Below are 21,937 nucleotides of genomic sequence, written 5' to 3' on the forward strand. Positions count from 1 at the left end.
CGACGACCTTCGAGTCGGCCCCGCGTACGCGGGGATAGCTCCTGCCACTGCAAGCTCACCTACTGTCGGAAACGGTTGAAGCCGGGGGAGGGCCGTGGGGCGGCGCTCCGTGCTTCAGGAGGGCCGGTGAGATCGACGCTGTCCAAAGGATTCACATGCAGTGGGTCGCCGGGCACCGCCGGACGGGTGTCCCGGCAGCGAGTTCGCGCAATCACCGGGTGTTCGGCTTTAACGCTTCGCAACAACGGCATCCGGAGTACCGTCCTGATGGACGAGGTCAGAACGGAGTACACCAGCATGCCCTTGAACAGCGAGCACATCGGCGCCCGCGTGCGGATCGCCCGAAACGCGGCTGGACTGACCCAAGTTGAGCTGGCCGGTTTCCTGGGCCGGGCAGAGTCCTGGATGGCAAACGTCGAGAGCGGTCGACAGCCGCTCGACCGGTACAGCGTGATCACTGCGATCGCCGACCGTTGCGATGTCGACGTCGTCTGGCTCCTCGGCCAGCCGTACCGCCTCCAGAGGGCCGGGGGAAGCCTTGCACACGCCCACGTCCCCGCGGTCCGGACCGGTATCCGCCGTGCCAGCCTGATCCTCTCGGGACACCCGGGGCTCGCCCCGCAGGGGGCACCGGTTGAGCTGGACAGGCTGCGTGGGCAATCCCGCCGTGCCAACGCAGCCCGCCAGGCAGCGAACCTGCCCGGAGTCGCCACCCTGCTTCCGCCACTGATCGAAGATCTGAACACGGCGGTGCTCACTCTTACCGGCCACCAGCGGGACGAAGCTCTGAGGCTGTTGGTCGACGCCGCCAGGACGGCTCGGATGTGCCTGAACCAACTCGGCTACCCTGATTTGGCATGGTCGGCGGCCGAGGTGGCGGCCAGTGCCGCGGCAGCGGTTGACGACCCGCTTATGCGTGCCGCCGTCGCATGGGACAGGTGTGGTGCGTTGCTGCACCAGGCCTCGAACCGGGAGACCATCGCCGTGGCGGAGGCCGCGCTGCGGGACCTGGAGCCCTACACCACCGGAGGCGCGACTACCCGAGCAGCGGTGTCCTTGCGCGGTGCCCTGCACTTGAGGTGTTCGATCGCCCATGCCCGCGCAGGGCAGAAGGACGATGCCTGGGCCCGGATCAGTGCCGCGCTGGAGGACGCCGACCAGCTTGGCGACGGCTGGTACGACCTGGCGAACCACACCGTGTTCGGGCGTGGCGTCGTGGCCGTACATGCGGCGGAAGCCGGAGTGGAAGTGGACGAGCCGGACCGTGGCCTCAGGCGCGTTCCGGAGGTGGACATTCACGAGGTTCCGTCGAAGGAGCGCCGGACGCACTATGCGATCGACGAGGCGCGAGCGATGCACCGGATGGGTAGAAGCTCGGCCGCGGTGGTCAAGTTGAGGGAAGCCGCGACGGCAGCACCGCACTACGTGTACGCCGACCCCATGAGCCGCGCACTGGTCACTGAGCTCGTCCAGACCGGAGTGCCCTCCCAGGCCGCTGCCCTCTCAGGGCTCATCCGGAACATGGAACTTGTTCAGTAACTAAACTGAAATATCGAACAGTTGACGCCCCCTAAGTTTTCTAGGGGGCGGGCCGAGGCCGGGCTGCCACTCTCGGAAGGTCACCAGCAGTGCATGTGTGATCACCGTGGGAGAGACTGGCATGGAGCTGATCAACACCCGCCGACCGGAGGACGCCGCCACGGCCTACTCGGCCCTGAGCTGGACGCTGTCCGTCGGACACCGACACCGGCCCAGGCAGGGCTGTACCTGCGGCGATCCGAGCTGTCCGGCCCCAGGCGCCCACCCGCGTCCGAAGGGTCCGGTGTTCTCCGACCCAGAGCTCGTCATCTCCGAGTTGGAGGAGTCGCCCGGTGCCGGCCTCATCGCCTGGACCACCAGGTTCGATGCCCTGCTCCTCCCGCGACCCATCGGCATGGCCGCGATGGTCGTCTTGGAAAAGGTCGCTCAGGTCCCGTGCATCGTGACCGTCGAGTCGGTGATCCTTCTGGTTCTCCCGGCCACCGGCCGGTACGCGAGCGCATCCTGTGACGACCTCGAAGTCCGCTCCGGTCCCGGCGACTGGATCGCCGTTCCGCCTTCGCACGGCACCCGCTGGGACACCCCGCCGTGGGTGCCTCAGACGAACACGCCGGCTGTCCTGTTGCACGGTGCCGATGTCGGCCGCCGCCTTGAGGGAAGCTCCTCCGGCTCGGCCACTGGGAGGGCGGTGTGAGCAGCATCGCCAGCCTTGAATTCGTCGCCGAACGGGAACGGATCGGCGATCTCCGCCGCTGGGCGAGGACGGCACTGCCGACGCTCGGCCTGGACGGCCGGCAGCAGGAGGCGGTGTCGGACGATCTGCAGCTCGTGCTGAGCGAACTCGGGACGAACGCCGTCGTGCACGGCTGTGGCGGCGAGCGGCCGGACGTGATGCTGACCGCCCGCCTGCGGTACGACGCGGGTGTGCTGCGGGTGTCCGTGACCGACCCGGGGCTCGGCCGGCCCGAGTACCGGTCGGCCGGTGACGAGGCGACCTGCGGCCGCGGGCTGATGCTCGTCACGGCGGTCGTGTCCCGGTTCGGCGTCGAAGAGTTCCCCGAGGGCGGCAAGGAGATTTGGGCCGAGATCGGGCTTCCCGAGCAGGCGCGTCCGGCGGCCACCGTGGGCGAGCAGGTCCACCCGCGGGGCGCGGCGCCGCGCGCGGACGCGCTCGTGCGGGAGTTCCGGCCTCGGCCTGCCGTGGGCCGGCTGCCCGGGCAGCCGGCGCGCGACCGAATACCGGCGTGACCGGCACCTCGTAGGCCTCCGGTAGCACCTGCCGCCTCCGCACACGCTGCCTGCGCACACCGGTGCCACCGGAGGTCCGGAACACCCGTCCCTGGAGCGACACGGCGGCGGGTGGCGGAAGAGCACCGCCCGCACGGGGCGTGCACGCTCACCGCCTCCCGGGGCCGCTTCCCTCTCCATCCCGTCCACTCCGAACCCGAGGACTGCGCCGTGAGCGTCGGAACGCGCACCAAGACGCTGCTCAAGACCATCAGCCCGGCCCGCAGACTGGACATCGCGGCCTCCTACGAGGCCCTGACGCAGGCCTGCGTGGCCACCGGCGACGACTCCGCGAAGGCCGAGCTGGTCAGCGACAGCCCGAACCACCTGTGGTCGCTCGGCTCGCGCTCGCACGCGCTCGCCATCGTGCACCCGGACCTGGACCAGGCCTGGGCGCTCGTCAAGGGCGCGCAGTTCCTGCGGCAGCACCGGCTTCCCGTCACCTCCCCCTACTACACCGACGTCCGCCCGGCCGCCGACGGCCGGGCCGTGACCTTCTGGCAGGACCCCGGGAGGCCGAGCGCCGACACGTCCCTGTCCGCGTGGGTGACCGCCCTCGCCCACCGCATCGACCCCGCGTCGGCGCCGTGGCTGGGGGAGCACGACCCGTTCGCTCACCTGCTGGACGGACTGGACGACGCCCCGCTGGACGATGCCGCCCGCCGGTTCCTGCGCGAGCACACGGCGCAGCTGCGCGAGGAGTGGGACTACCTGGACTGGCCGACTCCGGACACCGTCGTCCTCGGCGCCCTCGGAATGGTCCCCTGCCACGACGACGGCGTTCACGTCGGGCTCCTGCTGCGCCGGCCGCTGACGCGCGGCCACAAGGAGTGGGACCTGGTCGCGGCCCGCTGGCGCTCCGAACTGCTCACCGGCCCCCGCGAGGACCACCGGACCTACGCAGACACCTACCTCTCCTACGAACGGGAGGGCCGGCTCCCGGCCCACCCCTACATCGGCGCCTGGTCCGGCTACCAGGTCGTGCGTGACGTCGTCGTCCTCACCGCGGTGATGAACACGGTGCGGCGCGCCCACCTCGACGCCGCCGCCCACCGGCAGGCCGCCCACCGCGTCGCCTGCCTGCGCGGTGCCCACCCCACCCCGTGGAACTGGGGGCCGCGATGACGGCCTCCCACACGAACGCCCGCCCGCTGCCGGACGTCCACGAGCCCCGGATCCTGCGGTGCGGCGACCACCTCATGGAGGAGATCACCATGCCCATGACCCCGCCGCAGAGCACCCCGGCCGCCGCCGACTCCCTGGCCGTCGCCGGCCTGGCCGACCTGGACCCTGACGCCCTGACCGACCGCCCCGAGTACCTGGTCACCGGCGCCTGGCTCGCCCCCGCCACCGAGTTGGCCCTGCACCTGCTCGACCGGGCCGACCCCGGCACCCTCGCGGCCGGCTCCCGCACCGCCCCCGGCCACACCCTGCTCCTGCTCGCCGCGCCCCGCGACGGCCACCCGGCGATCCACCTGCGCCTGCCCGACGGCACCACCCCCGACGGCGCCACTTCCGCCGGGCCCTGGCCCGCCGACCGCACCACCGCCCTCGTTCCGCTCGTCGGCACCCTGGACCTCGCCCTCTACCGCGACCGGGACGACGTCGACCACGACGACCCCCAGTACCTGCGCACCCTGGACCCCGGCCAGGTCTGCCTCCTGCACGCCGGTGCCACGACCCGGCTCACGGGCTCCCCGGACAGTGCGCAGCTCATCGCGTCCCATGCCCCGGCCTCCACCCAGGCCCCCACCCCGGTCCCGGGCACCGCGCCGCTGACCCCGGACGAGTACCGGGCCGCCGCCGCCGACGCCCACGCGCGCCTCACCGACCCCCGCCCGACCGGTGCGGCCCGGGCCGCCGCACCCCGGCTCGAGGACATCCCGGACCTGCGCGCCGCCGACCTGCCGCGGTTCCACGCCGAGTCCGACGTCCTCCACCGCCTCGCCGCCGACCGCGCTCTCCTGTCCTACCTGGTCACCACCACCGTCCTCGTCCCCGACCGGTACGAGGCCTCCCGCACCACCCTGCTGCTGGACCGTCTCGTCCTGTCCACGGCGGACGACCTCGGGTACGAGGTCCGCCTCAACACCAACCCCCGCCCCGGCAACCAGCTGCTCCCGCACGACCACGCCTACCCGTTCGCCGCCCGCGTCCTGACCGGCGGCTACCTCCACACCGTCTTCCTGCGCACCGACGGCCGGACCGCCGACCGCGCCGACGGCCCGTTCACGTCCGGCGACCTGCGCCCGGCCGTCACCACCACCGAACTCCCCGGCAGCAGCTACACCCTGGCGCCCACGCTCGTGCACCGGGCCGTCATGCTGCCCGGCACGACCACCCTCATGGTGCGCGGCCCCTACCGCTCCGCCGCCCACGCCGCCTCCGACCTGATCCCGCCGGTCTCCGCCTGGCCCCCACCCGTCGGCGGCGAGGCGCCGACGCACTCGCGCCGGATGACCGACGCCGAGCACCACGCGCTCTACCGGAGCCTCGCCGCCGCAGGCGTGATCGACCCCGTGCCCGAGCGCCGGTGAAGCAGCACCCGGCCCCAGGATCCCGGCGCTCCGGTGCCCCGACGCCGCCGGGAACCCGGCCGAACCGGCCCCGGCGCCCGGCCGGACTTGGCAAGCTGGGGCGGCCCACTTTGGCACCCTAGGCAAGGAGCGCCCCGTGCACACCGTCCTGACGACCGATCACCCAGCCTGGCAGGAGAACACCATTACCGGCCACCGGCAGCGCCCCCTGCGCACCGCCGACGGCCTCTGGCTGGCCACCCTCACCCCCGACGGCCTCGACCTGGCCTGCGTGGACGGCACGGAGGACACCAAGCCCACCCTCGTCACCACCGACCCGACGTCGCTGCCCGGCACCGTCCCGCCCGACCTCCTCGCCGGCCTGCGCGGTCTCGGGCCGAGCGTGCGGGTGGCCAACCCCTGGCTGTGGGACGCGATCACCACCGCGGTCCTGCGCCAGGTCGTCCGCGCCGACCAGGCCCGCCGCCTCTACCGCGGCTGGTGTGCGGCTCACGGCACCGGGCTGCCCGCCCCCGGCAACGGCCCCGACAACGGCCCCGCCTCCGGCCACGACCGCGGGCCCGCTCCCGACCGCACCCTGCACACCGCGCCGACGCCGGAGACCGTCCTCGCCCTGACCGACGAGCAGTTCGCCGCCGTCGGCACCACGTTCCACCGCACCGCACTGCGCGCGGCCGCGAACGCGTACTTGGAGCACCGCGTCCGCTGGGAGCGGTTGGACGCCCCGGCCCTGGCCGCCGCGCTCGTCGGCGTGCCGCGGATCGGGCCCTGGACGGCGGCCGCGGCGGCCGCCGACTTCACCGGCGACTTCTCCGTGTACCCGCACGCCGACCTCGCGGTCCGCACCTGGGCCGCCCGCATCGCCCCCGACCACCCCTGGCCCGCCGCCGACAAGCCGAAGAAGACCGAGGCCCTGTTCGGCGCGCACTGGCACCACCTGGCCGGCGACGAACCGCGCCACCTGCACACCCTCACCCTGTCGACACTCACCTGGGGGGCCCATGCCCGCACCGATCAGCTCGGAGGAACAGACCCGCACCGCCCATGACCTGGTCGCCGGCGCCGACCCGGACCGCGCCCTCGACTGCCTGTTCGTCAACGCCCCGCTGCGCGACTACGGCCTGCGCCCGCGCGTCAACGACTACACCCTGCCGGTCCTCGGCATGGCCTACATCGCCACCCACGCCGCCGCGCACGGCTTCAACGTCGGCATCCTGGACGCCGAGGCCCACGGACTCGGCATCCGGCGCACCGCCGACGTCGTCAACGCGCTGCGGCCGCGCTGGGCCGCGTTCAACCTCCTCGCCCCGACCTACGAGCTGACGGCGCGGATCGCCGCCGCCCTGGACCCGGCGATCGCGCTGATGGCCGGCGGCCACCACGCCAAGGCCGACCCGGGGCGCGTCCTGGCCGATCCGCGCTTCGCCGGCCTGGAGGCCCTGGTGATCGGCGAGGGCGAGATGCGGGTCACCGCCCTGCTCGGGGACGTCCACCGGCGCCGCGAACTGCCGAAGGTGATGTGGCGCGACCGCCTGCTCGGCACCACCGCCTGCGGCATCCCGCGCCCCGGCGACACCGCCCGCTGGCTCGCCCCGGACATCGACGCCCTCGCCGTCGACCGCCGCTTCCTCGCCCAGGACCCGTACCGGGCCGCCGACGGCCGCATCGAGGCCAACCTGGTGTGCTCGCGCGGCTGCCCCTACGAGTGCGGGTTCTGCGGTGCCGCCGCCTCCATGAATCCCGAGGTCAGCATCCGCACCCGGACCCCCGAGAACATCATCGCCGAGATGCACCGGCTCGACGCCGACTTCGGGTGCACGGCCTTCCGCGCGGTGGACGACCTCTTCCTCGGCGCCCGCCGCGTCATCCACCCCGCCCTGGACGCCTTCGCCGCCGAGCGCGTCGGCGAGAGGTACGTGTGGGACGCCACCGGCCGCATCAACGTCCTCGACCGCGAGAACGACACCGTCCTGGAGCGGCTGCGCGGCAACGGACTGCGCGAGGTCGCGCTGGGGATCGAATCCGGCTCCGCCCGGATCCTGGAGGCGATGGACAAGCGGATCACCCCCGCGATGACGCTCACCGTCGCCCGCCGGCTGCTGGAGAAGGGCATCGGTGTGAAGGGGTACTTCATCCTCGGCTACCCCGGCGAGACCATGGACGACGCCCTCGCCACCCTCGCCCACATCCGCGAGCTCTGGGCCCTGTCCGACCGCCTGCCCGGCACCTTCCGCGCCTCCGCGTTCACCTTCCGCCCCTACCCCGGCTCGCCCGTCTTCGCCGACCTCGTCCGGCAGGGCTGGGACCCCGAGGCCATGCAGACCTACCAGGACGTCGACCTCACCGGACACGGAGCCGACGAGGCGATGCGTGGCCGCGACGAGTTCAACTTCGCCACCGGCCAGCAGTTCGGCCACGTCCCCCTCACCCGGCTCTACGGATGGCTGGCCGACATCTCCCGCGAACAGCACCACCGCAACGCCGCCGCCCGCCGGGAGGTGACCGCGTGAACGGCCTGCTGCTCACCGTGGACGGGCCCAGCGGCCTGGGCAAGTCCACCGCCGTCGCCGCCACCGCCCGAGCCCTGCGGACGGCCGGACACACCGTCCACACCGCCACCGGCCCGTCCGCCACCCCGTACGGCCAGGCGGTGCGTGCCGCCGCCGCGACGATGCGAGGGCGAGCCCTCGCTCTGGCCGTGGCCGCCGACCGCCTCCACCAACTCGACACCGACGTCCGCCCCCGCCGCGCCGCCGGCACCACCGTGCTGCTGGACCGCTACCTGCCCTCCACCCTCGTCCTCCAGCGCGCCGACGGAGTCGACACCGACTTCCTCCTCACGGTCAACGACGGCGCGGACGTCCCCGACCTCGCCGTCCTCCTCACCGCCGACCCCGACACCGTGCAGCGCCGCCTCGCCCACCGCGGCACCCGGCACCGCTTCGAACTCGACGCCGCCGCCACCGCCCGCGAACTGCGGCTCTACCAGGAGGCCGTCCCCGTGCTCGAACGGCTCGGCTACCGGCTCCACACCGTGGACACCACCCACCTCACCCCCGAGCAGACCGCACAGGCCATCCTGGAACAGGTCCCACCCCGGACGATCAACACCAAAATGCCGTACGGGAGTTAGAGAGAACATGAGCACCAGCGACACGAGTCCCACCCCGCATCCCGTCGTGGACGTCCACGTCATCCTGCGCACCCCGGACGGCAAGGTCCTGCTGTCCCAGCGCGGTGGCCCCTACGGCTACGGCCAGTGGCACGCCCCCAGCGGCAAACTCGACCCCGGCGAGAAGCCGGCCCGCGGCGCCGCCCGCGAACTGGAGGAGGAGACCGGGATCACCGTCGACCCGGCCCACCTCCACCTCGCCTACACCGTCCTGCACCGCCAGGACCCGGCGATCCTGCGTCTGGGGCTGTTCTACCTCGCCGCCGAGTGGGAGGGGGAGCCGGTCAACCGCGAACCCGCCAAGTGCCTGGACTTGCGCTGGTTCACCGAGGACGGCCTGCCCGACGACCTGATCCCCTACCCCGCCGCCGGCATCCACGGCGCCCTCACCGACCCCGGCGGCCTGGTCCACCACGGCTGGCCGCCTGCGTGACGGCCCCGGCCCACCCGTGCTCACCCTCCGGCCCCCGTGCCGCCCTCAGGGGGCCGGGGCGTTCAGAGGGTGAGCCGGACGGGCCCGAAGGTGGCGCAGAACTCGCAGCCACGGCTGGTGAGGGAGTTCGCCTGGCAATGGGCGGTCGGCCAGGAGCGGGACACACAGGGGCCCGGGTCGAGCGGCGCCTCGCCCCCGGGCACCGCCCTGTCGCACCACGTGCACCGGACAGCCGCAGGCACACCCGCCTCCCGCAACCGCCGGGCCGCCCCGACGGCGACGTCGAACGGGACCTCCTCCAGAACCACCACAGGGGCGCTGCCCAGAAGCAGCTTGCTGCGCCCCAGGCTCAGCCCGGTCACCGCCCTGACGGCCCAGTGCCCCGCAGCGGCGGGGAGGCGGTACGTCGGCGGCACCCACCTCTGCGTAAGCGGAGGGCGGACCCACTCCGTCCGATCCGTTCGGGGACAGCAGCGTGAGCGGCCGTCCCCACACCACGAGAGCAGAGGTGCGGCATGTCGCCGCGTCATCCCAACCGTCCGTCCGGACCGTTCCCCTACCTCGACGAGCCCGAATGGCGCGCCCGGTTCGTCCAAGCCGGCCTCGCCGACACCCGGTGCACCCTCGACGAGAGCGCGCTGAAGCGCCTCGCCACCGAAGTCATCAACATCAAGTCCCTGATCACCACCACGGGCCGCGGCAGCGGCATGGTCGGCACCGGCTTCAAGGAAAAGGCCGTCCAGGAGATCGAGACCGAGTACGGCGTGCTCTACCAGCTGGTGGCCAAGCAGCCGGCCTCGCCGGAGCGATCAACCAGTTCAACATCCGGTTCAGCTTCGACGTCGCGGCCAGCCCCGACGTGCCCACCCCGAAGGTCACCCCGGCCAAGGCCGAGGGCACCGGGCAGCCGGCCGTCATGGAGGCCGACTCGGAGAAGGCGTTGATGAAGCACCTCACCTTCGTCGAGGGACGGCTGACCGCAGCGGAGACCGCCCGCAAGTACGACCTGAAGGAGGACTTGGCGGGTCTCGGGCCAGTCCGAGCGAGCGACCTACCACCTGGTGCGCTACCGCGTCGGAGACCAGGTGTGGGACGCCGTCAGCGCCACGGCCGGATCGAACCGCACCAGGCACCGGCACGACCTGCGACCTCGGCGGCGACCACGGCGCGCTGCTCGGCGTGCTCCTGCTCGGTGGCCGAGTCCCAGACAGCCAGCGTCCGCTGGGGTTGTGCGGAGGCTGGGCGAGGACGGTCCGTACGGGGAGGGGGTCGTCCCCGACGAGCAGGTAGCCGTCCGCGTGCAGGATGTGCAGCAGCTCCCGGTGGGGCACCCCGCTGGCGGCGACGGCCGGGAACGCGGTGGCGAGCATGCGCGCGAGTCGGTCCACGGGGACGTGCGAGGTGTTGCCGGGGCCGATCAGGCGGGGAGGAAGCCTCCGGCGATCATGCCGTCCAGGACCAGCGCGGCCGGCGGGACTTGGCCGCCGTGGGTCGGGCCGACCGAGAACGACAGCCATCGGCGGGCGGCCTTCGCCCGCAGGTCTATGGCTCTTGGAGCGAGCACAGATCGGTGGAGCGAAGGCCGCTGTCGTGCGTTTGAACGGCTGGCTCAGGCACCCGTGCCGGGTGCCGGGATCACGGGTTGGCGCCCCGGGTCCAGAGCTGGCCGGCGTTGCCGTTGCAGTTGGCCTGGACGACCAGGGTGGCGTCGGCGGTCCCACCGTTGGCGGCGTCGAGGCACAGCCACGAATCGGTGCTCTGGATGCTGCCGTTGGCGTTGAGCGTCCACTGCTGGTGCGGGTTGTTCGCGGCGCACGGCCGAACGATCACCTTGCTACCCGAAACGTTCTGGGAATTGTTGTCCAGGCACATGGAATCGTCCCAGCCGTACAACCCGAGGTGCAGGAAGCCCCGGATCGCTCCCCCATTGGGGACGAGCGGGCTGGAGGGGACGGGGGACTGGGTGTTGCCCACGCTGTTGGGCGTGAACGTCCAGTACTGGCTGTCCGTTCCGTTGCAGGACTCGATGTCCATCTGAGCGCCCGAGGCGGCGCTGGGGGCGCTCAGGCAGCGACCGGAGGACCTGCCGGTGAAGGCGCTGGTGGTGGTGAAGCCACGGACGATATGTGCCCCCGCCCCCGCGGGCGCGGTCGCAAAGCTTGCACCGGCGCAGCTGCCATACTCGGCGATGTTGGACAGGGTGCCGGACAGGCCACCCCCGTCGATTGTGGTGGGGTTGCCGAACACGACGTCGGAGACCGTGTTCCGTTCGCAGGAAGCGTGGGCGTCGAAGTAGACGTACTCGACGAACCCGCTGCCCGAACTCTTGAGCAGGCCGGACGGCAGCGTCCAGCTGCCGATGTGCACGACCAGGCGGGAGGTGGCCGGGTCGAACACGTCGCCGGTCCAGGTTCTGGTGGTGGAGGTGCTCCCGGTCGGCCGCACCTTGAGGTGGTAGGCGTGGCCGTACTCCGCCGTGAAGAGGACGGAGCAGGACTGGCCGGCCCCGGAGTCGGCACCCGGACTGCAGTTGGGGTCGCTGCTGGAGGTGTTGCCCGGGGTACCGGCGGCACCGGAGGCGAAGACCGAGAAGGTGGCACGGAACCGCTGAACGCCGCCGGAGGTCGGCTGGGGCTGAAGACCCGTGTAGCCCATCAGGCCGTTGGAGAAGAAGAACTGCTGGGCGTAGTAGAGGCCGATCTGCTCGCTCGCCGGCTCGATGGCCATCGGGAAGGTGAGGTCACTCAGCCCCGCGGCCGGGGCGTTGGGGATCTGCCAATTGAGGCCCACGTTGCCGCCGAGGCCGAAGTACACGGCCGAGGCGGGCTGCGGGGCGACGAGCATCAGCGCTGCCACCGCCAAGCCCGCCAGGGCGGCGCCGTAGCGCCGCAGTGTCAAGGAGAGACGCATCTCGGGTTTTCCTTATCCCTACCGCCGCTGCGCAGTGCGCCGATCAGCGGGACGACTGGATTTCGCCTACTACGAGCCGACAGGGCAGTGGCAGCGAGAACACGCAGGCCGGCCCTCCCCGGACCGACCCCACAGCCCGGCCACACACAGTATGGATACAAATGCATACCGCTGCCTCCGTTTCCGGAAAATCAGTCGCCCCAGGGCGGACATGACCGAGTTCCGCACCCCGAACGTCCCGCCGGACAGACCGGAGCGCCGGCCCTGGCGCCGTCGTCCGGTCCCCCCGCCACCCAAGTCGGCCGCCCCTGGCCCGACGCCGTACAGCATCTTCGTCGACCCGGCCTACGAGATCGTCGAGTCCCAGCGGGTCGGCGAGGCCGTCTACGTGCGCGCCTACCGTCGCGGCACCGAGGAGGAGTCCGTCTGGGTCCACCGCGGTGACGAGTCGGACCAGCTGATGACCAGCGGCGGCGGCTTCCGTCCCCACGACGCCTACCGTGCGATGGTCGGCTCTGACGCGCCGACCACCCTCTACGATCAGCTCGTCAAAGAGGGCCAGCTCCTCGACGCCCAAGTCCGCGAGGACGCCAGATGGGAGCGCGAGCAGGAACGCGCCGGGTACGAGGCGGGCTTGGACGCCCTGGACCTGGCGTTCGAGGAGGGCCTGATCACCGAGGCCGAGTACGGCCAAGCCATCGCTGACCTCCAGCCCCCGCCAGACGCTGACCCAGCCCCGGTAACGGAACCCGCACCGGCCGCGGCCGCCGGACCGCCGTCTCCGGCCACTCCAGCTCCGCTGACCGTACCGTCCGGTGTCCGGCCGCAGCCGACGGAGCCGCCGTCGGCACCAACACCAGCGGCCCTCGGCGCCAGCCGGGGGATCGGTTCGGCGAACACAGATACCCCATCGACGTTCAGCTCCACCGACGGCACGTGGGTATCTGAGGCGCTGTCGGTCATCTCCGCCATGCCGGAGGACCAGGCCACATGTCTGCAGGACCACCTCGGGGTGCTGGCGGCGGCTCTGCAGGCCGTCCAACACGAGCTGACCGAGGACAGCTCCGTACAGGACGGCCTCGCTCCCGAGCAGGCGCTCGCCGACCTCATGGTGGCCATCCAGCAGGTACAGGACCGCGCGGGGTGGTGGCTCGCGCTGCCGCAGTGGGCTCAGGTCCAGTCGATCCAGGCTGCGGCCGCCGGGGCCTGGACCGCCGTCAAGGACGCCCTCCGAAGGAACACCGCGCTCGCCGCCGGCGAGCACCAGATCACCCGCCTTCTCCAGGGCGTCTCCGCAGCGGCCTGCCGCTCCGTCGCCCACCACGCAGCCGACCTCGCCTCGTTCAACGGCTGACCCCCGCGGGTACGGGGAGGAGTCCGGTTCGGTCGGAGCGGGATCGGCCCCGGCCGGCTGACCCCCGCGGGTGCGGGGAGGAGGCGCCCGGCACGAAGCTGACCGCGGTCGAGCACGGCTGACCCCCACGGGTGCGGGGAGGAGGCCCGGGTCCAAGGCCGACCGGGACTCGCTGCGGGCTGACCCCCGCGGGTGCGGGGAGGAGCTCCTGGGCAAGCCGGTTGAGCTCGGCCAGCTCGGCTGACCCCCGCGGGTGCGGGGAGGAGTCGGCGACCAGGTCGGGCAGGGCCAGCAGGTCCGGCTGACCCCCGCGGGTGCGGGTGTGAGCGGACACGCCGAAATGGTTCTGGCACGGATTCCGTGAAGTCGATCGTGCTGCTGTGCGCCGGTGACGCTCCGTCAACTCATTTTGGATACTGGCCGCGTGTGAGGCGATCTCCCTTCTGCTGCCGCATCTCGCCGGGATGCGGATCGAGCTCCTGGAGGTGCGGGGCGGGTGCGTGGTGATCGAGGCGTCGACGCCGGAGCACATCCCCGTGCCCTGCCCGGGCTGCCGGGTCACGTCTGACCGGGTGCACAGCCGGTACGGGCGACGACTGGCGGACGCCCCGTGCGGCGGGCAGGGTGTCCTGATCGAACTGTCGGTGCGCCGGCTGTTCTGCGACAACGGCGCCTGCCCGCGGGTGACCTTCGCCGAGCAGGTCGAGGGGCTGACGATCCGCTACGGCCGGCGGACGCCCGTCCTGCAGACGCTGCTCGGCGCGCTGGGCGTGGTCCTGGCCGCTCGCGCCGTGTCGCGTCTGGCCCTGCTGCTCGGCACCGCGGTCAGCCGGATGACCGTCCTGCGCCTGGTCATGGCGCTGCCGGACCCGACCTGGGCGACCCCGCGTGTCCTGGGCATCGACGAGTTCGCCACGAGGAAGGGCCGCCGGTACGGCACCATCCTCGTCGACTGCGAGTCCCATCAGCCGGTGGACCTGCTGCCCGACCGCGACGCGGACAGCGTCGCCGCGTGGCTGCGTGAGCATCCCGGCGTCGAGATCATCTGCCGTGACCGCGCCTCGGTCTTCGCCGACGGCGCGCGAGACGGTGCCCCGAACGCCCAGCACTGCGCGGACAAATGGCATCTGTGGCACAACCTCGGCGAGGCCGTCGAACGCCTCATTTCCCGCCACCGCGCCCTGCTGGGTGACCTGGACGAACCTGCCCCCGAGCAGCCGGAGTTGACGCAGGTCGAGGCCGTCACGGCTGAAGAAGGCCCGCCTGGCCCGTACCCGGAGGGGAAGTTCCTCGACCGGCTCCGCGACACCCACGCCGCCGTCCGCGCCCAGGTCGAGCAGGGCCTGAGCCTGCGCGAGATCGCCCGACGCCTCGGTCTCGGGCGCAACACGGTCCGCAAGTACGCTCGCGCGGCCAGCCCGGAGGCGATGCTGCACGGCCAGTGGCAGAACCGGACCAGCAAACTCGACCGGTTCAAGCCCTACATCGAGCAGCGCATCGCCGAGGGCTGCACGAACCTGTCCCGGATTCACCGTGAACTGCGAGAACGCGGGGCACTCTGCAGTTACAGCACGCTGCGCGACCACGTGCGGCCGTTGCGGCCCGACCACCGGGCCGCGGGCAAAGCGCCGCCGATCGCCCGGCCGCCCTCGCCCCGAGAGGCCACCCGCTGGATCATGAGCCACCCCGACCACCTGCGCGAGGACGACCAGCAGCGACTCAAGGCACTGCTGGCCCGCTCACCCGACGTCACGGCCGCCGCAGGCCACGTCCGCACTTTCGCGGCCATCATGACCAACCGGCAGGGAGACGAGTTGCGGCACTGGATCGCCGACGTCTGCGCGGACCAGCAGGCGGCCGGCCTGACCGGCTTCGCCGCCGGACTGATCCCCGACCTCGACGCGGTCGTCTACGGCATGAGCACCGACTGGTCGTCCGGCCCGGTCGAAGGCCGCGTCAACGACCTGAAGGCCCTCAAGCGCAGCATGTTCGGCCGAGCGAAGCCACCCCTACTCCGCAAGCGGCTCCTCCTGATCGCGGCCAGCCGCCGCCCCTAACCTCTGCTCCCGCGGGCGTCGCGGTCCAGAAACTTGATCAGCCGCGATTCCGAACGCAGAAGCCGCTCTCGCAGCTCCAAGGGAAGAGAGGCGAGGGCGTCTACCAGGACTTGCCTGCGTGGGACGTGCACCAGGTTGCTGCAGTAGATCCTGCAGTCGGAACACCAGATCAGTCCGATGCACCGCTCGAACATGGAGGACTCGGGCGGATGGAAGCGGTACTGGTACGAGCGGACGGGCGTTCCGCAGGTCGCGCAGACTCGTCCGTCGCTGCCGGGAACCGTCTCGCAGGCCGCGACCTTGACCCAGTAATGCCGCCCGGCCGGTGCTCTTCAAGTCGTCATGCCGAGCATTCTCTACCACCGCGAGCCGGCCAGCACAGTCGTCCGGCCCGGACCGACCACAGACCGCGACGGACTCTGGCCGGGTTCACGAAATCCGTGCCAGAACCCATACATCCCGCCGAAAACAGGATGTGCTCGGTCAGCTCGGCGTCGTGGCGCTTGCGCGCGTACGGCTCGACGGCCTTGCGGCGCCAGCGGTAGGAGGTGGAGGCGGGGATGTGCAGTTCCCGGAGGACGGGCTCGGCCCCGAAGCGGTCCTGGTGCTCGTCGATGAGCCTCAGTACCGTCGCCGGGTCGGGTCGAGCTCCTGGGCGAAGAAGCCGAGGCGGCCTTGAGTATCTCGCAGGACCGGCGGAGCTCGGCGTTCTCCTTGCGCAGAGCGGCCAGCTCCTCCTTCTCGGCCGTGGTGAGCCGGTCGTCGCGCTCGCCCCCGTCCGCCTCATCCTGGCGTATCCAGTTCGGCAGCGCCTCGTGGTGCATCCCGAGATCGCGGGCCATCTGCCGGATCACGGCTTCGGATCGGCGGCCCGGTACGCGGAAACAGCTCGCTGCCACGACTCGGGCGGGTACTTCATCCGTGCAGCCATGGTAGAGGCTCCCTTCTCACGGCCCATCAGGCCATGTCCGGCAACCTTCCGCACCTCGGGGAACCTCACAGTGAATCTGATCCGCAAAAGTGTGCGGTACATAGTTGTGCCGGTGGATTTTCATGGTCTGTCTTCGATCCGTCGGGTTGGTTGGAGGTACGGGCGAAGAAGCAGGGAGTGTCACCAGCCCTTCTCCGACCGCCGCCCTCGACTTGCGGAACTCCGCGCTCATGAGCGCCCTGCGCGCCGAACATCCCAGAAAGCCACCGATGAACCCGATTTCCGTCATCCGACGCATGGGCAAACGCCTGGGCACCCTGTTCCTGGCCTTCCTCGCCACCATCACCCTGGTGAGCACGGCCGCCACACCGGCCCAGGCGGACACCAACCGTCCCTGGAACGTCATCCAGTGGGACATCACGGGCATGAACGAGGGGGCCGGCCCCAGCCACACCGCAACCAGGACGAGTACGCAGGTTTCCAACAACTACCGGGCAATGCTTCTCGAACTACGGCGGCTGACCAGTCACCTGAACCCGATCAATACTTCCCTGCGTGAAAGCCAGTGGATGACCGGCCCCTACGTCGAGATCCAGGTCTGGGACCACAACGACCACGAGAACCCGCACCGCGTGTCCCTGTACCTGCGGGCGGACAACCTCTACCTCGACGGCTGGACCGCCGAGGGGCGAAACTTCCGGTTCCAAGGCACCAACAACATGCTGGTGACGAGCTTCGCCGGCCAATACGGGGCGCAGCTCTTCACGACGCTCCCCTATGGCGGGGACTACGCCCGTTATCTGGACCGTGGCCAGACCCGCGGCGGCGCGTCTTACCTCGGGCAGAGCCTGTACTCCTACCTGCGTGTGCTGTCGCGCATGCGCGCTGGCGACCACATGGACAACTACCGCTCCATCCTGACCAACATCATCGGCGCCACCTCCGAAGCTGCACGCAGCGGCTGGATTGAACGGCGCATCGCCAACTCCCTCGAGGCCGGCGGAGATCCGGATGAAAACGGCTTCCAGACCACCCTCGGAGGCTTCGGCGTCGGTCTGGAGAACGGGTGGGACGATCTCTCCGCTCTCGCCCACCGTTCTCTGAACAACCAAACGGTCACCCCCGTCAACATCGACGGCCGGTTGTACAGCAGTTTCGAGGACCTGTCCGGAACCGGTGGCCGGCCCAGGATCCTTCCGCTCCTGGCCCACTCCAGCGCGTTCGGGGCACCGTAGGCGGCCCGGGCCCGGATCTGCCCATCTGATCCGGGCCCGGCCACCTGTCTGTTCACCCCCGGCGCACAGTGAATGCGGCCGTTCGCCGGACCGCGAGCCTTGGCCGTTGTCGCCGTGCCGACCGGTCGGCGGACGTCGTGCTGCCCGCTGCCGGACCGGAGGCCACGTTGAACACGAGCGCGCTCGACCTGCTGCTGCGCGCACACCTTTCACGGCTTTGCGTCCGAGCTCTCCACCCTGACCCGGGCGCGCGCGGGCGGTCCCCGGTCTGACTGTGAAACACCCTCGTCCTGTACTGGGCCCAGCACAGGCCCGCCGGACTTATCGACGGCCGTCTCCCCGCAGACTTGCGGGGGACCGGAGGTAGCGGCGCGTCGGCCCTGGTCGAGGTGTTTCGCGAGTTCCTGCTGGCCTCGGGCGTGCCGTAGGAGCGGATACCGGAGTCGAAGAGCAGCACGGCCGCACTGTTCCCGGTCTCTGGCCGCCAGCCGCCAATTTCTGGTCGTATTCGGCAACGCACGTGAATTCGAGCAGGCCAGGCCGCTCCTCTTCGATGGTGACCGATGCATCACCATCCGTCACTAGTAGGGCTGGCTCCCAAGGCTGTCGTCAGCGACTTGGCCAGCGCCCGTCGCTGTGGACGTTCTCGCGCCACAGGACGGCACTGCCCTTCTGGCCCGGGTCTTTGGGAGGCCTGCACAGGCCAGTGCCGTCGCAGGCGGACACGGGGTCCGCTCCGCCACGGTGGACGGGGCTGAGGCTGGCCGAGGTCGGGCGGGTAGCCAGGGTGAGGTGCGGCTCAGTGGTGCGGTGGGCGAGGACCGCGTGGTGTCAGCCATGGAGAGAGGAGGCGGGGGCCGGGAGCTGCTGGAGTTCGGTGGCGGCTTCGCCGGCTCGGGGGTGGCCGAGTTCGCCGAGGGTTCGGTGGGCGGTTGACAGTTCCTGGTGGGCTTCTGTGTGGCGGCCGAGGTGGCGCAGGACGATGCCGAGGTCGAGGCGGGCGGGTTCGCTCCAGGCGGCCATGCGCGCGGTTTCGAGGTGGGTGACGGCGTAGCGCAGGGGTTGCTCCGCCTCACTCCAGCGCCGCAGGGCGGCGAGGTCGCCGCCGAGGTGGAAACGGGTCACAGCCAGGTAGATGCCGATCAGCTCCCCCTGTCCGGGGACGCCGGACAGGCAGATGGCCTCACTGCGCTGGTGGACTTTCAGCGCTTCGTCGGCGCGGTGGGCAAGGCGCAGCTGCGTGCCGAGGGTGTTGAGGGTGGTGAGTTCGGCCATGCGGGCAGGTGGTTCGGGTTGTCGGCCGAGATGATCGGCGGCTGCGCGCAGCTGGGCGATGGACTCCTCCGTACGGCCAAGGCGGATGAGCGCTCCCGCCGTGTAAGCCAGGGCCCATCCGGTCTGGAGCTGGTCCCCGCTTGCGCGGGCCGCCGCCAGTGCGGTGTGGGCGGTGGTCAACGCTGTAGCGGGGTCGCTGACGCAAACGTTGTAGGCCCACACCAGGTAGTTGAGGTGGACGGCTTCCTCACGGGTACTGCCGAGGGCCCTGGCGGAGTCGGAAGAGCGCTGAAAGACCTCGACCCACTGCTCCCAGTGCTGGGCGCGGTCGGAGAACCAGTGCATCGCCTCGGCGGTGTCGACGACCTGGCGGTGGAGGCCAGCCTCCTGGGCGTAGGCGAGGGCGGCCAACCACTGGTCGCGCTCTACCTCAAGCCAGGTGTGGGCTTGGTCGCGGTCGCTGGGGGCGGTGGCGGGGTGGGGGTCGACGCAGGGGGCGACGTGGTTCTCGGGGTCGAAGAGCTGAGCTGCTGCTGTGGCCCGGCGCAGTGTCCACACGGTGGCCCGCCGACGGGCGTTGTCGAGGTTGGCCGGGGTGTCATCGATCTCCAATTGTTCAGTGGCGAACAGACGCAGGAGGTCGTGGTAGCGGTAGCGGTCGGCGGTGGGGTGGGGCTGGAGAAGGCCGGCGTCGGTGAGATCGGCGGCGATCAGGGCGGCCTGGCGCAGGGTCAGGCCAGCCAGCACCCCGGCGGTCTGGGGGCTGAAGTCGGGCCCGGCGGTGAGGGCGGCGCGGCGGAAGAGGACGCGGGCTTGTTCGTCGAGCTGGCGGTAGGAGAGGTCGAAGGCCGCTCGAACCTGGAGGGAACCGGCACGCAGGGCATCGAGGCGGCTTTCGTGGGAGGCGAGCTGGCTGGTGAGCTTGGCCAGGCTCTCGCCAGGGCGGGCGGCGAGACGTTGTCCGGCGATGCGCACCGCGAGCGGCAGGTGTCCGCACAACTCGGCGAGCTCGCGGGCGGCCTGCGCCTCCGCGTGCACGCGTTCGGGGCCGAGAATGCGGGTGAGGAGTTCGACGGCTTCCTCGCGGCGCAGGAGCGTAAGGTCGGCGCGGTGGACGTTGTCGAGGCCGGCAAGAGTGTGGCGGCTGGTGACGAGCGTCAGGGTGTGGCCGTGGGCAGGGAGTAGCGGGCGGACCTGGTCCTCGGTGGCGGCGTTGTCCAGCAGAATCAGGGCTCGGCGGCCGGCCAGGAGTGAGCGCAGCAGGCCGGAGCGCTCGTCGGTGGTGCGGGGGATGTCGGTCTCGGCCGTGCCGACGGCGCGCAGGAGGCGGGCGAGGGCCTCGCTTGGGTCGAGGGGCTCGGGATCCATGCCGCGCAGGTCGAGGGCGTACTGGCCGTCGGGGAAGGACGCGGCGAGGGCGTGGGCGGCATGGACGGCGAAGGCGCTCTTACCCAGGCCCGGTTGTCCGCAGACCAGCGCGACGGGCGGATGTGCAGGGTCGAGGTCGGTGGCCAGACGGCGGAGGCGGTCGAGCGCGGGGCCGCGGGCGATGAAGTCGGACAGGTCCCGGGGCAGGGTCAGCCCGTAGCGGGCGGGAGTAGCAGCGGCGGGCGCAGCCCGGGTGGCGGTTGTATCCGCGACCTTGACGGAGTCGGCGCCGGGCCGGGGCCGGGGGCGACCGTGTGCTGCCAGCTGTTCTAGCTCGGCCGCTGTGGCACCGTCCAGCCCCAGCGCCTTTGCCAAGGCCTGGACGGTGCGGCGCTGCGGTCCTCGCGAGCGGCCCTGCTCCAGGTACGCCACGGCCCGCACACTTACCCCCGCGGCGTGCGCCAAGTCCTCCTGACTGAACCGGGCACGCTGGCGCAGGCCCCGCAGATAGGGACCGAAGCCGTAGCCCGCCGGCGGTGCGGTGCTCATCGTGCAGGACTTCCTTCTGTGGACGTGGCCCCGCGGAACTGCGAACCCACCTTGCAAAAGTGTGCGGTAAATAGGTTAATCCTATATTCACGCCGGGTTTTGCGGCACCGTCAGGCAGCGGGCAGGACGGGTCGGGTGCCCAGGTGGGCCCCGGCGGGGAACGGCCCCGTGCTGGTCGTGCCAGGGCTCGATCACCGGCCCCGGGGCGCTGCTGGACGGTGGAGCCGCGCTGGCGCTGGGTGGAGATCCGTCTGGGCGGCCGGTGGAGGCCGGGCCGGCTGGAGCTGTGGCGTCTGCACCAGGGGTCGACCCGCTGGGGCTGGTACCTCTACGAGCCGCAGGCCGTCCGGCAGGTCCCGGAGCCGGCGCCGGGCCACGGTTCGGCGGGCTGATGACGGCCGACAACGCGGGCGCGGCCGAGGACCTCGCCGACTGGATCGGCGAGCTGCTTCGCGAGGAAGCCCAGGACCTGGGAACCGGCCCCGCCGACCGTGACCGGGACGACGACGGGCAGGACGGCGGGCTGAAACCGGCCTGGTGGTGACCCGGCCCTGCCTGCCTGGCCCGGGCTCAGGACTCGGAGCTGCTACGCTCCCGTTCAACTTGGGGCCGTCGCGCCGGCCCAGGGCGACGGCGACGCCGCGTCTCATCCAAGGTGCTCCGCACCGCGCTTGAGTCCACACCTCGAGCCCTGGAGCCCCTGTGCCCGACAAGCACTCCCGCAAGAAGGCCGTCCGCGAACGCATGGCCGCCACTGGCGAGACCTACCGGCAGGCCGTGGCCGCGCTGGACCAACGACGCTGGGCCGAGGGGAACGCCCAGGCCGCCGAACCCAGCCACGACGACGGATCCGGCTGGGGCACCTGCACGATCCCTGACTGCCCCGAGTGCGCCGAAGGCCGACGCCGCGGCGAGGAGCAGTACGCGGCCCATCAGGCGATGCTCGACGCCTACCGGTGCCCCGGACTTGCGCGGTGCGTCCTGCCGGACTGTCTCAAGGGCTGCAACGAGGAGGAGGAGCTGGAGTTTTCCATGTGCAGGGACTGCTGGGCCGTCGACTTGCCGGCCGACGGCGCGAACTGCCCCTGGTGCCACGCCCGGCGGTAGACCTACGGGCGTTGGTGCGGTCCCAGCGCAGAACGCTGGGACCGCAGAACGGTCTTCTCGGGACCGCTGCGCACCCTATCCGCCAGCACCGACAGGGCAGCCTCCAAGGGCCTGCTGTAACGCCGGCGCTTCCTGGTGCACCGGGCGGAGGCAGAGCGCTTCGCCCGTTCCCGCGGGCGCAAG

Annotated in this window: 20 protein-coding genes and 1 CRISPR repeat array (1 of these 21 cut by a window edge); of the genes, 16 read left to right on the forward strand and 4 right to left on the reverse strand. The window is 71.5% G+C overall.

The genetic code is table 11. From position 1 onward, the window contains the following. A CRISPR array of direct repeats spans positions 1 to 42; the repeat unit is 29 nt (it extends 1,207 nt beyond the left edge of the window). A 225-nt stretch (positions 43 to 267) separates the two neighbouring features. From ACZ5OX_RS31545 to ACZ5OX_RS31590, 10 genes are all read left to right on the forward strand, one after another. Further along, positions 268 to 1,539 (forward strand): helix-turn-helix domain-containing protein, encoded by a 1,272-nt coding sequence (locus tag ACZ5OX_RS31545; RefSeq protein ID WP_465634712.1) that lies wholly within the window; start codon positions 268 to 270, stop codon positions 1,537 to 1,539. 121 nt (positions 1,540 to 1,660) lie between these two features. Continuing rightward, a complete protein-coding gene (locus tag ACZ5OX_RS31550; RefSeq protein ID WP_465634714.1) occupies positions 1,661 to 2,233 on the forward strand; it encodes a hypothetical protein in 573 nt (190 codons plus the stop codon). Further along, entirely contained in the window at positions 2,230 to 2,787 is a 558-nt protein-coding gene (locus tag ACZ5OX_RS31555) for an ATP-binding protein (RefSeq protein WP_465634715.1), read from the forward strand. Before ACZ5OX_RS31550 ends, ACZ5OX_RS31555 begins: the two co-directional genes overlap by 4 nt. Positions 2,788 to 2,997: 210 nt before the next feature. Beyond that, a complete protein-coding gene (locus ACZ5OX_RS31560; RefSeq protein ID WP_465634716.1) occupies positions 2,998 to 3,951 on the forward strand; it encodes a hypothetical protein in 954 nt (317 codons plus the stop codon). After that, positions 3,948 to 5,363 (forward strand): hypothetical protein, encoded by a 1,416-nt coding sequence (locus ACZ5OX_RS31565; RefSeq protein WP_465634718.1) that lies wholly within the window; start codon positions 3,948 to 3,950, stop codon positions 5,361 to 5,363. The genes ACZ5OX_RS31560 and ACZ5OX_RS31565 overlap by 4 nt, the downstream gene beginning before the upstream one ends. A gap of 136 nt (positions 5,364 to 5,499) precedes the next feature. Continuing rightward, positions 5,500 to 6,411: a DNA glycosylase family protein gene (locus tag ACZ5OX_RS31570; protein ID WP_465634719.1), complete on the forward strand. Its 912-nt coding sequence runs from the start codon at positions 5,500 to 5,502 to the stop codon at positions 6,409 to 6,411. Continuing rightward, entirely contained in the window at positions 6,365 to 7,873 is a 1,509-nt protein-coding gene (locus ACZ5OX_RS31575) for a B12-binding domain-containing radical SAM protein (RefSeq protein ID WP_465634720.1), read from the forward strand. Before ACZ5OX_RS31570 ends, ACZ5OX_RS31575 begins: the two co-directional genes overlap by 47 nt. After that, positions 7,870 to 8,496 (forward strand): dTMP kinase, encoded by a 627-nt coding sequence (locus ACZ5OX_RS31580; RefSeq protein WP_465634722.1) that lies wholly within the window; start codon positions 7,870 to 7,872, stop codon positions 8,494 to 8,496. The genes ACZ5OX_RS31575 and ACZ5OX_RS31580 overlap by 4 nt, the downstream gene beginning before the upstream one ends. Before the next feature lie 7 nt (positions 8,497 to 8,503). After that, entirely contained in the window at positions 8,504 to 8,968 is a 465-nt protein-coding gene (locus tag ACZ5OX_RS31585) for an NUDIX domain-containing protein (protein ID WP_465634723.1), read from the forward strand. Between the two features lie 515 nt (positions 8,969 to 9,483). Further along, a complete protein-coding gene (locus ACZ5OX_RS31590; protein WP_465634725.1) occupies positions 9,484 to 9,912 on the forward strand; it encodes a hypothetical protein in 429 nt (142 codons plus the stop codon). A gap of 473 nt (positions 9,913 to 10,385) precedes the next feature. Here ACZ5OX_RS31590 and ACZ5OX_RS31595 read toward each other — a convergent pair whose 3' ends face one another. After that, on the reverse strand, positions 10,386 to 10,532 hold the full coding sequence (locus ACZ5OX_RS31595; protein ID WP_465634726.1) for a hypothetical protein: 147 nt from the start codon (positions 10,530 to 10,532) through the stop codon (positions 10,386 to 10,388). Between the two features lie 71 nt (positions 10,533 to 10,603). Next, complete coding sequence (locus ACZ5OX_RS31600) at positions 10,604 to 11,878, reverse strand: RICIN domain-containing protein (RefSeq protein WP_465634728.1); 1,275 nt, start codon at positions 11,876 to 11,878, stop codon at positions 10,604 to 10,606. A 211-nt stretch (positions 11,879 to 12,089) separates the two neighbouring features. Here ACZ5OX_RS31600 and ACZ5OX_RS31605 point away from each other — a divergent pair, with 211 nt between their 5' ends. Beyond that, a complete protein-coding gene (locus ACZ5OX_RS31605) occupies positions 12,090 to 13,232 on the forward strand; it encodes a hypothetical protein (protein WP_465634729.1) in 1,143 nt (380 codons plus the stop codon). A gap of 464 nt (positions 13,233 to 13,696) precedes the next feature. Further along, on the forward strand, positions 13,697 to 15,289 hold the full coding sequence (locus ACZ5OX_RS31610) for an ISL3 family transposase (RefSeq protein ID WP_465634731.1): 1,593 nt from the start codon (positions 13,697 to 13,699) through the stop codon (positions 15,287 to 15,289). A gap of 356 nt (positions 15,290 to 15,645) precedes the next feature. Here the strand turns inward: ACZ5OX_RS31610 and ACZ5OX_RS31615 are convergent, their stop codons facing one another. Continuing rightward, entirely contained in the window at positions 15,646 to 16,188 is a 543-nt protein-coding gene (locus ACZ5OX_RS31615) for a transposase (protein WP_465634732.1), read from the reverse strand. Between the two features lie 262 nt (positions 16,189 to 16,450). Here ACZ5OX_RS31615 and ACZ5OX_RS31620 point away from each other — a divergent pair, with 262 nt between their 5' ends. Continuing rightward, the gene (locus ACZ5OX_RS31620) at positions 16,451 to 17,455 is read left to right on the forward strand and encodes a ribosome-inactivating family protein (RefSeq protein ID WP_465634733.1); all 1,005 of its coding nucleotides are present in this window, start codon (positions 16,451 to 16,453) and stop codon (positions 17,453 to 17,455) included. A gap of 831 nt (positions 17,456 to 18,286) precedes the next feature. On the opposite strand, the gene ACZ5OX_RS31625 is transcribed toward ACZ5OX_RS31620, so the two are convergent. Next, positions 18,287 to 20,647 carry a helix-turn-helix domain-containing protein gene (locus tag ACZ5OX_RS31625; RefSeq protein ID WP_465634735.1) on the reverse strand — a complete coding sequence of 787 codons (2,361 nt, stop codon included), beginning with the start codon at positions 20,645 to 20,647 and terminating at the stop codon, positions 18,287 to 18,289. Between the two features lie 239 nt (positions 20,648 to 20,886). On the opposite strand from ACZ5OX_RS31625, the gene ACZ5OX_RS31630 reads away from it, so the two are divergent. The 3 genes from ACZ5OX_RS31630 to ACZ5OX_RS31640 all read left to right on the forward strand — a co-directional run bounded on the left by ACZ5OX_RS31630 (position 20,887) and on the right by ACZ5OX_RS31640 (position 21,754). Beyond that, positions 20,887 to 21,039 carry a hypothetical protein gene (locus tag ACZ5OX_RS31630; protein ID WP_465634736.1) on the forward strand — a complete coding sequence of 51 codons (153 nt, stop codon included), beginning with the start codon at positions 20,887 to 20,889 and terminating at the stop codon, positions 21,037 to 21,039. After that, positions 21,039 to 21,191 (forward strand): hypothetical protein, encoded by a 153-nt coding sequence (locus ACZ5OX_RS31635; protein WP_465634737.1) that lies wholly within the window; start codon positions 21,039 to 21,041, stop codon positions 21,189 to 21,191. The genes ACZ5OX_RS31630 and ACZ5OX_RS31635 overlap by 1 nt, the downstream gene beginning before the upstream one ends. A gap of 158 nt (positions 21,192 to 21,349) precedes the next feature. Then, positions 21,350 to 21,754, forward strand: a complete 405-nt coding sequence (locus ACZ5OX_RS31640; RefSeq protein ID WP_465634739.1) for a hypothetical protein — start codon at positions 21,350 to 21,352, stop codon at positions 21,752 to 21,754. Positions 21,755 to 21,937 lie beyond the last annotated feature (183 nt).

It is taken from the genome of Kitasatospora sp. NPDC032121 (assembly GCF_055580145.1).

Excerpts from the sequence above, each read along its gene's own strand:
- ACZ5OX_RS31545 (WP_465634712.1), top strand. The coding sequence starts at position 268 with ATGGACGAGGTCAGAACGGAGTACACCAGCATGCCCTTGAACAGCGAG.
- ACZ5OX_RS31550 (WP_465634714.1), top strand. The coding sequence starts at position 1,661 with ATGGAGCTGATCAACACCCGCCGACCGGAGGACGCCGCCACGGCCTAC.
- ACZ5OX_RS31565 (WP_465634718.1), top strand. The coding sequence starts at position 3,948 with ATGACGGCCTCCCACACGAACGCCCGCCCGCTGCCGGACGTCCACGAG.
- ACZ5OX_RS31575 (WP_465634720.1), top strand. The coding sequence starts at position 6,365 with ATGCCCGCACCGATCAGCTCGGAGGAACAGACCCGCACCGCCCATGAC.
- ACZ5OX_RS31585 (WP_465634723.1), top strand. The coding sequence starts at position 8,504 with ATGAGCACCAGCGACACGAGTCCCACCCCGCATCCCGTCGTGGACGTC.
- ACZ5OX_RS31590 (WP_465634725.1), top strand. The coding sequence starts at position 9,484 with ATGTCGCCGCGTCATCCCAACCGTCCGTCCGGACCGTTCCCCTACCTC.
- ACZ5OX_RS31600 (WP_465634728.1), bottom strand. The coding sequence starts at position 11,878 with ATGCGTCTCTCCTTGACACTGCGGCGCTACGGCGCCGCCCTGGCGGGC.
- ACZ5OX_RS31605 (WP_465634729.1), top strand. The coding sequence starts at position 12,090 with ATGACCGAGTTCCGCACCCCGAACGTCCCGCCGGACAGACCGGAGCGC.
- ACZ5OX_RS31610 (WP_465634731.1), top strand. The coding sequence starts at position 13,697 with ATGCGGATCGAGCTCCTGGAGGTGCGGGGCGGGTGCGTGGTGATCGAG.
- ACZ5OX_RS31620 (WP_465634733.1), top strand. The coding sequence starts at position 16,451 with ATGAGCGCCCTGCGCGCCGAACATCCCAGAAAGCCACCGATGAACCCG.
- ACZ5OX_RS31625 (WP_465634735.1), bottom strand. The coding sequence starts at position 20,647 with ATGAGCACCGCACCGCCGGCGGGCTACGGCTTCGGTCCCTATCTGCGG.
- ACZ5OX_RS31635 (WP_465634737.1), top strand. The coding sequence starts at position 21,039 with ATGACGGCCGACAACGCGGGCGCGGCCGAGGACCTCGCCGACTGGATC.